Below are 12,669 nucleotides of genomic sequence, written 5' to 3'. Positions count from 1 at the left end.
TCGAAAAGAAAAATTTTTATTGAATTCTCTAAAGTTTTTCTCAAATATAGTAGAATTCCTTTCTTTTCTTCTGTGAGAAAGATATAATAAAAAACGTATGAACAAAGGAAAAGGGATGACGAATGAATAGAAAAGAGAAAACAAATTTAGATAGTCGAATTGATTACGGCGTGATATTACCAGTTTTTCTTTTATCACTAATTGGTATGCTATCGCTTTACGTAGCGCTTTACAATGATCCAAGCAAACCTAAAATTGGTAGCTTGTTAATGAAACAAGGACTGTGGTATTTAGTCGGAGGATTAAGTATTGTCATTATTATGCATTTTAGCTCAAAATTACTCTGGCGGTTAACGCCCGTTTTTTATGCACTTGGATTAGTATTAATGGGATTACTACTGAAATTCTATGATCCCGTGCTAGCAGAGCAAACAGGTTCTAAAAACTGGATTCGCTTTGGTGGCACCACATTCCAACCATCGGAATTGATGAAGATTGCGTTTATTTTGATGTTGGCCTATATAGTGACCATGCATAATGTTAAATATGTGGACCGAACACTCAAAAGCGACTTTTGGCTAATCGCTAAAATGCTATTAGTGGCGATTCCGGTAATTGTTTTAGTACTTTTACAAAAAGACTTCGGGACGATGTTAGTTTTCTTAGCCATTTTTGGGGGAGTTTTCTTAATGTCTGGCATTACTTGGAAAATTATTGTGCCAGTTTTTATTTTAGCTGCTCTAGTGGGGGCAGGAACTATTTACTTGATTACAACAGAAACAGGTAGAGATTTATTGTCTAAGTTAGGGGTCGAAGCCTATAAATTTGATCGGATTGATTTATGGCTAAATCCTTTCCATACAGATCCAGATCGCTCATTCCAACCAGCGCTAGCATTAACAGCAATTGGTTCTGGGGGGCTTTTCGGAAAAGGCTTTAACGTGAGTGATGTGTATGTCCCTGTTCGTGAGTCAGATATGATTTTTACAGTTGTTGGTGAAAACTTTGGCTTTATTGGTGGCTGTTTCATTATTTTGTTGTATTTTATTTTAATCTACCGCATGATTCGCGTTTGTTTTGATACAAATAATGAATTCTATGCCTACATTGCCACAGGAATTATCATGATGATTTTGTTCCATGTTTTTGAAAACATTGGAGCGAATATTGGTTTACTACCATTAACTGGGATTCCATTACCGTTTATTAGTCAAGGTGGTTCTTCCATTTTAGGTAACATGATTGGGGTGGGCTTAATTATGTCCATGCGTTACCAACAAGAAACGGTTCGTACCAGAAGTGGTCGTTAAAGAAAGAAGAAAGAAGGGGTAGAAATGTACACACTTTATGAATATCCTAAATGCTCAACTTGTAAAAAAGCGAAAGCGTGGCTAGATCAACAAGGCGTTAAATACCAAGCGATTGATATTAAAGCAACACCGCCTAGTAGTGAACAACTAGCAAAATGGATGAAAGAAACCGGCTTGCCTGTTCGTCGTTTTTTTAACACAAGTGGGGTTTTATATAGAGAACAAGGCTTAAAAGATCTGGTTGACAGTTTTTCTATTGAAGAAGCAAGTCAGCGTTTAGCTGCGGATGGCATGTTGATTAAGCGTCCAATTCTCTTAAAAGACAATACATTTCTAACGAATGGTTTTAAAGAAACAGATTACGAAGGAGTGCTTGGAAAATGAGTGAAATGAAACAAATCGATCAATTATGGATCTTACCAACAGAAGCAGGTTATAAAATTGGTTTAACCGCCGAAGCCCAAGAGGATTTAGGGAAGATTACTTTTGCAACATTTCCAAAAGTCGGACAAACATTAGCTAAAGGTGACTCTTTAATTGAATTAGAAGCAGAAAAAGCAGTCAGTGAATTCAGTAGTCCATTATCTGGTAAGGTAGTCGCGATTAATGAAGCGGCTGATCAAGAGCCAAGTGCGTTAGATGAAGAAAATGCTTGGATTGCTGTTTTAGCAGATGTTGAACCAACAGAATTTGAAAATCTTTAGTCTTACGTTGACAAGGCCAATGTTTATTGCTATAATTTTCTCAATCTAATCAAAAGAAAGCTTTGAAAAGAAGAGTACATGTTAAGGACGTTTGAAGAGAGCCCTGTTTGCTGAGAATGGGTAACAGATTTAAGATGGAAGATGGTCTTTGAGCAGAGTAAGTGAGCGAAGCAGTGAACTTACTACGGGGCGCCCGTTACAGCCAACGGTATGCGAAGAATCAAGTACCGTATGAGGTTATTATTGAGAAATAATAGCGAATTAAGGTGGTATCACGAAATGACAAACTTTCGTCCTTTTTGCTGTAATAGCAAAAGGATGGAAGTTTTTTTGTTTTTATTAAGCAAATTCGTTTCATAAAAAGTGCGAAACCTTCAAAATAAGAAAGTAGAACAGAAAGAAGAGGAGAACAAAATGGCATTAATTGAATTACGTCATGTAAAAAAAGAGTTTTCCGGTAAAGCGGGTAAAGTCACGGCTTTAAAAGATATTGATTTAACGGTTGAATCAGGTGATATTTATGGCATTATTGGCTATTCAGGTGCAGGAAAAAGTACGTTGGTTCGCCTATTAAATGGGCTTGAAACACCTACAGAAGGTGAAGTAGAAATTCAAGGACAAGATATTGCATTGTTGCCAAATAAAGAGCTACGAAACTTCCGTAAAAAAATTGGGATGATCTTTCAACATTTTAATTTATTATGGTCACGGACAGTTCTAGAAAATATCATGCTCCCATTGGAAATTGCGGGCGTTCCAAAACAAAATCGGAAAAGCCGCGCAGAAGAGTTAATCAAGTTGGTTGGTTTAGAAGGACGGGAAACCGCATACCCAAGTCAACTCTCTGGTGGGCAAAAGCAACGAGTGGGGATTGCCCGTGCCTTAGCTAACAATCCTGACATTTTGCTTTGTGATGAAGCAACAAGTGCTTTGGATCCGCAGACAACCGATGAAGTGCTAGAATTACTACTAAAAATCAACCAAGAATTAAATTTAACGGTTGTATTAATTACCCACGAAATGCACGTGATTCGTAAAATCTGTAATCGCGTAGCCGTGATGGAATATGGTGAAATTGTTGAAGAAGGTAAAGTAATCGATATTTTCAAAAAGCCTCAAACAGAAATTGCGAAACGCTTTATCCAACAAGAAGCGGATAAAAACATTGAAGAAACGGAACTGGTTGTCGAAGAAATGTTGGAACAATATCCGAATGGAAAAATTGTTCGCCTACTTTTCCACGGCGAACAAGCGAAATTGCCAATTATCTCGCATATTGTCCAAGAATATCAAGTAGAAGTCAGCATTATTCAAGGGAACATTCAGCAAACGAAACAAGGCGCAGTGGGTTCTCTTTATATTCAATTATTAGGCGAAGAGCAAAATATTCTAGCAGCCATTGAAGGATTACGTAAACTTCGTGTAGAAACAGAGGTGATTGGAAATGAATAATCGTGGCTTAGCAAGTTTCTTTGATTTTTCGCAAATTGATATAAGTAAACTACAAGAAAAAACGATTGAAACACTCTATATGACAGGGATTTCAATCATAGTGGTCGCCATTTTAGGGCTGATTTTAGGACTACTACTTTTTGAAACGTCAGGCAGAAAAGGGATTTTGAGCCGATTACTGTATTGGCTAGTGGCCATTTTTGTAAATATTTTCCGTTCGATTCCGTTTATTATCTTAATCGTTCTGTTAATTCCTTTTACAAAAATTATTTTAGGGAGTATGTCTGGTGTCAAAGGCTCCTTACCAGCATTGATTATTTCCGCAGCACCTTTTTATGCTCGCATGGTCGAAATCGCTTTTCGTGAAGTTGATAAAGGCGTGATTGAAGCAGCCAAAGCAATGGGGGCCAATCGTTTCCAAATAATTTGGAAAGTTCTATTACCAGAAAGTCTGCCAGCGCTTGTTTCTGGCTTAACCGTTACAACCATTTCTTTAGTGGGCTACACTGCAATGGCAGCTGCTATTGGAGCGGGCGGTTTAGGAAGTTTGGCGTATCAAGATGGCTTCCAACGTGGTCAAAATACAGTTACCTTAGTAGCAACGATTTGTATCTTAATTATTGTCTTTGCGATTCAATGGCTTGGGGATACAGTCGCTAAAAAAATAGATAAACGATAAATGGAGGGAATAAGATGAAAAAACGTACATTATGGTCAGTAATTACTGTAGCAGTAGCTGTCTTAATTTTAGGGGCTTGCGGCAATAAAAAGAGTGATGACTCGGTCTTGAAAGTTGGAGCTTCACCAGTTCCACATGCAGAGATTTTAGAACATGTAAAACCTTTATTAGAAAAAGAAGGCGTAAAACTAGAAGTGACGACTTATACAGATTACGTGCTACCTAACAAGGCGTTGGAAAGTGGCGATATCGATGCCAACTATTTCCAACATGTGCCGTTCTTTAATGAAGCGGTTAAAGAAAATGATTATGACTTTGTGAATGCAGGTGCGATTCATTTAGAACCAGTTGGGCTTTACTCGAAAAAATACAAATCGTTACAAGAAATTCCTGATGGTTCAACGATTTACGTTAGCTCTTCCGTTTCAGATTGGCCACGTGTTTTAACGATTTTAGAAGATGCTGGTTTAATCACGCTGAAAGAAGGGGTAGACCGGACAACTGCTACTTTCGATGATATTGATAAAAACACTAAAAAGTTGAAATTCAATCATGAAAGTGATCCAGCAATCATGACCACTCTTTATGACAATGAAGAAGGGGCTGCGGTTTTAATTAACTCAAACTTTGCCGTGGATCAAGGATTAAATCCGAAAAAAGATGCGATTGCCTTAGAAAAAGAAAGTTCACCTTATGCCAACATTATTGCGGTTCGTAAAGAAGACGAAAACAACGAAAATGTAAAAAAATTAGTCAAAGTGTTACGTAGCAAAGAAGTCCAAGATTGGATTACGAAAAAATGGAACGGTGCCATTGTTCCAGTCAATGAATAAAGAGAAAAAGACAATAGAATAAAAACTTGAGGTCGGGACAGGCGTGTTAAGCTTCAAGAAATAAGAAGAAAGTTCTGAAAGATGCTTTTTGTCTCTCAAGGACGTTCAGCTTATTTCCGAAGAAGCTGCTCCTGTCCCGTTGTTTATTTAAAATTTTAGGGCTAGACAGATACATCATGTTGATTTACCTACCAAGCCTAAGTTTTTTTCTTTTAAAAAAGGACCATAAATGATAAAGTTACAAGGAATTTCTTAATTATCAGGAAAATTCAGGGACTATGCATAGGCATTTGCATTAGTTATTGTTATAATAATTAAGATAGATTTTTTGGAATGGAGGGAAAAAGATGTTACGTTTTTTTCCGCAAAAAAATAAATATGTAGAAGAAGCAAGCCAGTACGCCTTTGATAAAGAAGGCCAAATTCCGCAGCACATTGCCATTATTATGGACGGAAATGGCCGGTGGGCACAGAATCGAAGACTGCCGAGAATTGCTGGACATAAAGAAGGCATGGATACGGTCAAAAAAATAACGAAGCATGCTAGTCATTTAGGCGTTAAAGTTTTAACACTTTATGCATTTTCAACGGAAAATTGGAAGAGACCAACAGATGAAGTCAATTTCTTAATGCAATTGCCTGTTGATTTTTTTGATACATTCGTGCCTGAATTAATTAAGGAAAATGTTAAAGTCAATGTAATGGGCTACCAAGAGTTTCTACCAAGTCATACGCAAGATGCCGTTAAGCGGGCCATTGAGCAAACCAAAGACAATACGGGCATGGTTTTGAACTTTGCTTTAAACTATGGGGCGCGTGCGGAGCTACTAACTGCCATGAAACAGATTGCTGCAGAGGTTTCAGAAAAAGCATATACGGCAGATGAGATTACAGAAGAAACGATCGCAGATCACTTAATGACTGGCTTTTTACCCACGGAACTTCGCGATCCAGAATTGTTGATTCGAACAAGTGGGGAAGAGAGAATTAGTAATTTCTTGCTATGGCAAATTGCTTATAGCGAGTTGTTTTTTACAAAAGCATTATGGCCTGATTTTTCAGGGGACACTTTAGAAACCGCGATTGCTTCTTTCCAAAATCGTAATCGTCGTTTTGGAGGTCTAAAAGAAACTACAGAAACAGAAGGGAGCGATCCGCAGTGAGACAACGTGTCATCACAGCTATCGTCGCATTAATCATCTTTATTCCAATTATCTGGTATGGTGGTTTTGCAATTGAGATTGCCGCTGTTGCTTTGGCAGTAGTCGGCGTGTACGAGTTATTCCGTATGAAAGGATTAACGTTATTAAGTTTTGAAGGTGTTTTATCAGCATTAGGGGCCGTTTTTTTAGTTATTCCAACAATTAAGTGGTTAAACTTTTTGCCGGAAATGCAAACAAATTTCATTTTATTTTATGTCACTGTAATGTTGTTGTTAGGTGCTTCGGTGATTTCTAAAAATACATATACGATTGAAGAAGCTGGCTTTCCAGTTATTGTCAGTTTATATGTAGGGATGGGGTTCCAGAACTTTATTAGTGCCCGTTCCGCAGGTTTTGAAGTCTTGTTATTTGCTTTATTCATTGTCTGGGCAACGGATATTGGTGCATATCTATTTGGACGACGATTTGGTCGTCATAAATTGATGCCAGATGTTTCACCCAACAAGACAATAGAAGGGGCACTTGGTGGTATTTTATCAGCCGTGGTTGTAGCAGCGTTGTTTTTAGTTTTCACAGCTAATAAAGGGCTATTTCCTTATCCAATGCCGGTGATGCTTGTATTGACGGTTCTATTTTCTATAGTAGGGCAATTCGGTGATTTGGTTGAATCTTCTATCAAACGTCATTATGGCGTGAAAGACTCTGGTAACATCTTGCCAGGACATGGTGGTATTTTAGATCGTTTTGATAGTTTATTATTTGTTTTCCCAATTATGCACTTATGTGGATTATTTTAAATTGATTAACAAAATTTAAAAAAGTATAATCAAATAAGCAAAAATCCAGAAGATAGACTCTTCTGGATTTTTGCTGTTTATAGGGTTAGTCTAGGTAACTTGTGAGTTATTTAATTTCTAAGAGTAATTGTATAAAGACGGCTAAAGTTTCTAAAAATTAAATAGGTGATCGGATGTTAAATATCTGAACATTTAGAGGGAAATTCGATTGTAAAAAATTAAATTATAACAATCGAATAACACTGGAATGTTTATTTCAATAAAGCCATTGACGTTTAGCATAGATAAATTTATACTTAAAAGAAGAAAAGCAAAATAATGTATTTTATAAGCTTGTTCAATCGTGGTGAGAGTTATTCATAAATTTAAACAAGTAAAGAGAAGATAATTTAGAGATTTGTGAACGCGTTCTTCATACAAGGTTATAGATTAGGATTATATTTTTGATAATCTAATGTAAAGGATTAATTCAATGAAAAAATTTTTAGAGAAGAGTATACATCAAGCCATAAAAGCTTGTTTTTTCATTTTGGGTAAACTACCTAAAAAGAAGTTATTTATTTTTGAAAGTTTTCATGGAAGACAGTATAGTGATAATCCACGTGCAATTTTTGAGTACATAAGAGATAACTGTCCTGAATATCAATGTATTTGGGCAGTCAAAAAAGGATATGAGATGCCTTTTGTAGAAGAGAATGTTCCTTTCGTCAAACGATTAAGTTGGAGATGGCTATGGTTGATGCCAAGAGCTCAGTATTGGGTTTTTAACACACGGATGCCAGCTTGGATGTATAAGAATCAAACAACAATCTATATACAGACGTGGCATGGAACCCCTCTAAAGAAACTGGGCTTAGATATTGAAACAGTCAAAATGCCAGAGCATGAAACAGAGAGCTATAAACTAGAAGTTATTCAAGAAGCAAAGCGTTGGGATTATCTCATCTCACCTAATGCATACAGTACTAGAGTGTTTCGACAGGCCTTTCATTATGAAGGGAAAATATTAGAAGTAGGATATCCGAGAAATGATTTGTTAGTTTGTGAAAATAAGGACAAAATAGCTTTTTCTGTTCGCAATCAGTTAGGCCTTTCAGCCAATCAAAAAATTATTCTTTATGCTCCCACGTGGCGTGATGATGAGTCTATCCGAAAAGGAGCCTATCGTTTCACCAATCATTTGCCAGTTGAACAACTTTTAGAAATTGATCCTTCTATTGTTGTACTTACACGACTACATTATTTAATTGCAGAAAGTTTTGATATAAGTGCATTTGGTTCACGTGTAATCGATGTTTCTTCTTATCCAGATATCAATCAACTTTATTTAATCGCTGACTTATTAATTACAGATTATTCATCGGTTATGTTTGATTTTGCATTAACAAAAAAACCGATGCTATTTTTTATGTATGATAAGGAAAAGTATCAAAATAGTACAAGGGGATTCTATTTTGATCCAACAGCAATTTTGCCTGGAAAAATTGTGACAGACATGGATAGCCTAGTAACGTCTGTAAAAAACGTATTGTTTTCTAAAACGGAACAGGAACAACGTTTATATATGCAGTTTTTTCGTGAATTTTGCCTTGAAAATCAGGATGCCACTAGACAGCTGATTTCAGAAATTTTAAAGAGATAAAAAGCCGGAGGGTGTAGGTTGGAAAATCAAAAAGAAGTCCAAAAAGAATATGAAGAGTATCAATATATGTTAGATAATGAAACGTGGAAAAAGGAGTTAAGTCAATTTAAGCTGTTTTCTTCAGAAAAAATATCAAAAAATCCTAAAGTCTCAATCATTATTGCTAATTACAATAATGCACCATATCTTAAAAAGATGATGGATTCTCTTGTTCAACAAACTATTGGGATTGAGCAATTGCAAGTGATGTTTATTGATGATTGCTCCACAGACCATTCGTTAAAAGTAATAGAACCATATCTTGAAAGATATCCAAATATTGAAATTTATCAGCTACTTGAAAACACTGGAGGCGCTCACGGCCCAAGAAATGTAGGGATTGTAAATGCACGTGGTGAGTATAGTGTCTTCTTGGATGCAGATGATTGGTATGATTTAAATGCATTGAAATATTTATCAGACCTACTAGATGACTCTCACGATGATTTTGCTGTTTCTGGTCTAATACAGAGTACAGATGGCCACTTAATGTTAAAAAGTAAGCCATATTATGTGGATGGGTCATTCAAAAATCGGTCTATCCAAGAATTGCCAGCTGAATTTTATGGTTGGTTAGGACCGCAAGCTATCATGTTAAGAACTTCACTGATACACAATAATAATTTACACTTTGTTAATCAACGGGTGGCTGATGATGTGCTGTTCTTTTATGAAGCCATGCGATTTTCAAAAACCATTACACAAGGGGAAAGGTTAACGACTTATTTAAATCGAGATGCAGATAATGAAAGTTTAAGCAAATCAATTAATCGGACATTTATGCTTTCTTGGTTGCGTGCGTTAAGTTATATAAATCAACAGTTTCCAGATGATTTGTCTAAAGAACGGATGTTAGCACGCCGTTTAGAATGGCTAATTTATGACTTTTGTATTCGGAGGGATACTGGGTATCCATTCAGTAAAAAACGATTACAAGAATTTAAAGTACAGATGGATCAGTATTTAGGTGAATTGAGTTTTGATCCTAGTCCGTATTTTAGAAGTGATGTGCGCCAAATCATTTGGACATTTTTACAAACTAACGATATTGATGGTTTGTATTGGTTTATTCAATGTCAGTCCATTCGTTGGGTGTTAGTCAATCGCTTTGGTTATGTTTCAAAAACAGAGAAAAGTTATTATTATCCAAGATTATTGAAACGATTCCCAGCAGTTCGCATGAATGCTTATGCAGAAGCAACGCAACGTGAAGGCAATACGCTTTCTTTAAATGTGTATACACACCAAAAAATTACAGGATTTGAAATAAAAGAGCTGAAAAATCCTTTTGAAACAAGACAAAGACTGGCGTTTAAAAAAATTAGTGAAACTAGTTATCAGGTAGAGTTGCCAGAAAAATTTTCAAATAAAGAAAGTAGATTTACGATAGTTTTTGATAATTATTTAGAAATTGGGGTTAAAGATTTTAGTAAGTTTTTTGCTTAATTTTATTCGTTCAAATCAGGATATTTTGAGTATACAACTATAAATGATAAGTGAGGGAAATTTGTTTTATGGAAAATGTGAAAGTGTCAGTTATTGTACCCGTCTATAACGTAGAAACCTATTTAGAAGAAGCATTAATGAGTTTGAAAAATCAAACATTGAAAGAAATTGAATTCTTAATTATTAATGATGGCTCTACTGATAATAGTCAAAAAATTATTGAAGAAATTGCACAAGATGATCCACGTTTTCGCGTTTTCAATGTTAAAAATGGGGGAATTGGAAAAGCCTTTAACTTGGGTGTTTCAGAAGCAAAAGGTGAGTATATTGCTGAATTTGAAAGTGACGATTATGTAGCGTTGCATGCCTATGAGCGTTTATACAATACGGCTAAAAGTCATCATGCAGATGTTGTCCGTTGTAACTGGGTTGAATTTTCTTCGGAAGAAGAGGTTGAGCGAGATATATTATGGCAACATCCCGATAAATACAATCAATTGATTGACTTAAAAACAACGGATTTAATTGTACAAGTTTATCCATGGAATGCCATTTATAAAAAAAGTATGATTGAGAAAGAAAACGTAACTTGGGATGAGGAAATTAAAAGTTATGGGGACACTGGTCTATTTTGGAAAATCAATTCAGCATCTCAGAATGTTATTTTTATTAAAGATTGTTTGTATTTTTATAGACAAGACAACCCAAATTCGACAGTAAATAATGTGGCAACAAAGGTTCCTTTCTTGTTTCAACAATTTAAACTAATTCGTTCAAACTTAATTGAACAAAATAAATTTGAACGCTACAAAGGTTATTTTTATAAACAAATGTTCGAAAAATACTTTTGGGCGATTGAAAAACTAACACATTTACGTGACGAGTCGGTTTATGAAGTGATTCAAAAGGTGGCTGTAGATTTTAAACAAGCTATAGAAATAGACCAGCTGAATGATATCGATTTTGAATACATCAAACAATTTTATCAAATTGCGAATGATCCAGTAGCTTATTATGAGGACTACTTGAAAAATCTGTATAAAGTTAGTGTAGTCATGCCGATTCACAATGCGTCCAAATATTTAAGACAAACATTAGAAAATGTTTGTGAGCAGTCTTTACGTGAGATTGAAATCATTTTAGTAGAGAATGGCTCTACGGATAATACAATGGATATTATTAACGAATTTGAAGTAAAAGATCCGAGAATTATGGGGATTTCTATTGGTAAAAGTAATCCTGGACACGCAAGAAATGTGGGCATTTCGATGGCACGAGGCCGGTATTTACAATTTTTAGATGCAGATGATCATTTTGAAGTGAATTTATTACAAGACGCTTATTATCGTGCATATGATAGTGCAACAGATATTCTGTTATTTGGTATGAAAGAAAAATTGCCAAATGGAGAAGTGCACGTGGTTCACAATCCATTACTAACTAATGGCGGACGTATGTCTGGTGAAGAAATTTCATTGGATGAAGTAACTCCTTATTTATATGACAAATTATTTTTATTAGAATACATCAAAGAAAATAACTTGGTAAACTTAGAACAATTTGTTGGCGAAGACGCTTATTTCACTTATACCGCATTATTAGGTACTGAAAAAATTGTTGCACTAAACAAATATTTGCTGACTCGAATTGTTAGACAAGATGGCTTGATGTCTACGTATGGAATGAATTATCGTGATGAGTTCAATTTACATGATAAAATGTTGGAGTACTTAAAACAACATGCTCCAAATCGGATTGAAGCATATCGTTTAAAAATTATTAATACATTAAACTGGTTTATTTTTGACATGAATCGTGTTGATCAAGCATTTAAAGAACGTTTCTATCAAGAATTAAAAGAGAAATACATCCAACAATTAGGGCTAGACTTAGTGAAAAAAGAAAAATATTCTAATGATCCAGAACAAGTAGAGCGTATCACACGAATCCAAAATATTTTACAATACAATCTAGAAATATATCAAAATATTTATAAAGATTTTGGGATGAAAAAAACCTTCATTATTCCGAATGTTCATATTCAAGAGCGTGGAGGTAAAGTAATTTTTGGACAAGAGAAAGCCCAGGGAAATGGGACGGCAATTGAAATGTTTTCAATTATTATCGCAGATAACGATACAAGCAATGCCAGCGGAGTGATTGATTTCGTTTATATGGGTGACAATACAAAAATAATTCATGATAGTTTATTAGTATCTTTATTAATTAAAAAAGAAGGTACTACTTTAAAATCGATTGTTTTACAAGCCGAGTGGGAAAAAGGCTATACCTTACTACAAGAAAATATGTATTATACTTTCGTAGACAATGTTTTTACAATTTGGGCGGGCTATACTCAAAAATATGCAGCATTTGATTACAATGTTCGAATTTTGACTTCTCGAGAAGGGGAAACACATTTTAGTGTCGTTCGACAAAACCAAGGCTATATCCAAGATACAATGACAAGTATTGGTAACGAATTAACACCTATCAATAAAATTGAAGGAAATGAACCTACAACAATTAAAAAAGCTGTATCAAAAAGTCTTAAAAAAGCAAAAGGGTTGTTGAAATAACATGTAAAAAAGATTCTTAAACATG

The 12,669-nt window shown here is 35.2% G+C and carries 11 protein-coding genes and 1 other annotated feature; all 11 genes read left to right on the top strand.

Annotation, left to right across the window (positions count from 1 at the left end; all coding sequences use genetic code 11):
- The first annotated feature begins 122 nt into the window (after positions 1 to 122).
- The 11 genes from AB3I72_RS03885 (at position 123) to AB3I72_RS03835 (ending at position 12,644) form a co-directional block, all read left to right on the top strand.
- Positions 123 to 1,310 carry an FtsW/RodA/SpoVE family cell cycle protein gene (locus AB3I72_RS03885; RefSeq protein WP_002356636.1) on the top strand — a complete coding sequence of 396 codons (1,188 nt, stop codon included), beginning with the start codon at positions 123 to 125 and terminating at the stop codon, positions 1,308 to 1,310.
- Between the two features lie 24 nt (positions 1,311 to 1,334).
- On the top strand, positions 1,335 to 1,694 hold the full coding sequence (locus tag AB3I72_RS03880; RefSeq protein ID WP_048949445.1) for an arsenate reductase family protein: 360 nt from the start codon (positions 1,335 to 1,337) through the stop codon (positions 1,692 to 1,694).
- Positions 1,695 to 1,699: 5 nt separating this feature from the next.
- The gene (locus AB3I72_RS03875; protein WP_011109554.1) at positions 1,700 to 2,014 is read left to right on the top strand and encodes a glycine cleavage system protein H; all 315 of its coding nucleotides are present in this window, start codon (positions 1,700 to 1,702) and stop codon (positions 2,012 to 2,014) included.
- 53 nt (positions 2,015 to 2,067) lie between these two features.
- Positions 2,068 to 2,315: a binding site (T-box leader), on the top strand.
- Positions 2,316 to 2,428: 113 nt separating this feature from the next.
- Positions 2,429 to 3,466: a methionine ABC transporter ATP-binding protein gene (locus AB3I72_RS03870; protein WP_002356639.1), complete on the top strand. Its 1,038-nt coding sequence runs from the start codon at positions 2,429 to 2,431 to the stop codon at positions 3,464 to 3,466.
- A complete protein-coding gene (locus tag AB3I72_RS03865) occupies positions 3,459 to 4,145 on the top strand; it encodes a methionine ABC transporter permease (RefSeq protein ID WP_002356640.1) in 687 nt (228 codons plus the stop codon). The genes AB3I72_RS03870 and AB3I72_RS03865 overlap by 8 nt, the downstream gene beginning before the upstream one ends.
- A 14-nt stretch (positions 4,146 to 4,159) precedes the next feature.
- Positions 4,160 to 4,978 (top strand): MetQ/NlpA family ABC transporter substrate-binding protein, encoded by an 819-nt coding sequence (locus AB3I72_RS03860; RefSeq protein WP_016616121.1) that lies wholly within the window; start codon positions 4,160 to 4,162, stop codon positions 4,976 to 4,978.
- Positions 4,979 to 5,325: 347 nt separating this feature from the next.
- Positions 5,326 to 6,141, top strand: a complete 816-nt coding sequence (locus tag AB3I72_RS03855; RefSeq protein ID WP_002362225.1) for an isoprenyl transferase — start codon at positions 5,326 to 5,328, stop codon at positions 6,139 to 6,141.
- Positions 6,138 to 6,938, top strand: coding sequence for a phosphatidate cytidylyltransferase (locus AB3I72_RS03850; protein WP_002359680.1), 801 nt, complete (start codon positions 6,138 to 6,140; stop codon positions 6,936 to 6,938). Before AB3I72_RS03855 ends, AB3I72_RS03850 begins: the two co-directional genes overlap by 4 nt.
- 472 nt (positions 6,939 to 7,410) lie before the next feature.
- Positions 7,411 to 8,580, top strand: coding sequence for a CDP-glycerol glycerophosphotransferase family protein (locus AB3I72_RS03845; RefSeq protein ID WP_104806405.1), 1,170 nt, complete (start codon positions 7,411 to 7,413; stop codon positions 8,578 to 8,580).
- Positions 8,581 to 8,598: 18 nt separating this feature from the next.
- A complete protein-coding gene (locus AB3I72_RS03840; protein ID WP_061101102.1) occupies positions 8,599 to 10,065 on the top strand; it encodes a glycosyltransferase family A protein in 1,467 nt (488 codons plus the stop codon).
- A 68-nt stretch (positions 10,066 to 10,133) separates the two neighbouring features.
- Positions 10,134 to 12,644, top strand: coding sequence for a glycosyltransferase (locus AB3I72_RS03835; protein WP_086280040.1), 2,511 nt, complete (start codon positions 10,134 to 10,136; stop codon positions 12,642 to 12,644).
- Positions 12,645 to 12,669: the final 25 nt, after the last annotated feature.

Source organism: Enterococcus sp. GC34 (assembly GCF_040886645.1).
Taxonomy (GTDB): domain Bacteria; phylum Bacillota; class Bacilli; order Lactobacillales; family Enterococcaceae; genus Enterococcus; species Enterococcus faecalis.
The sequence above is the reverse complement of the archived record's forward strand: the minus strand, read 5'-3'. Positions and strand labels throughout refer to the sequence as shown.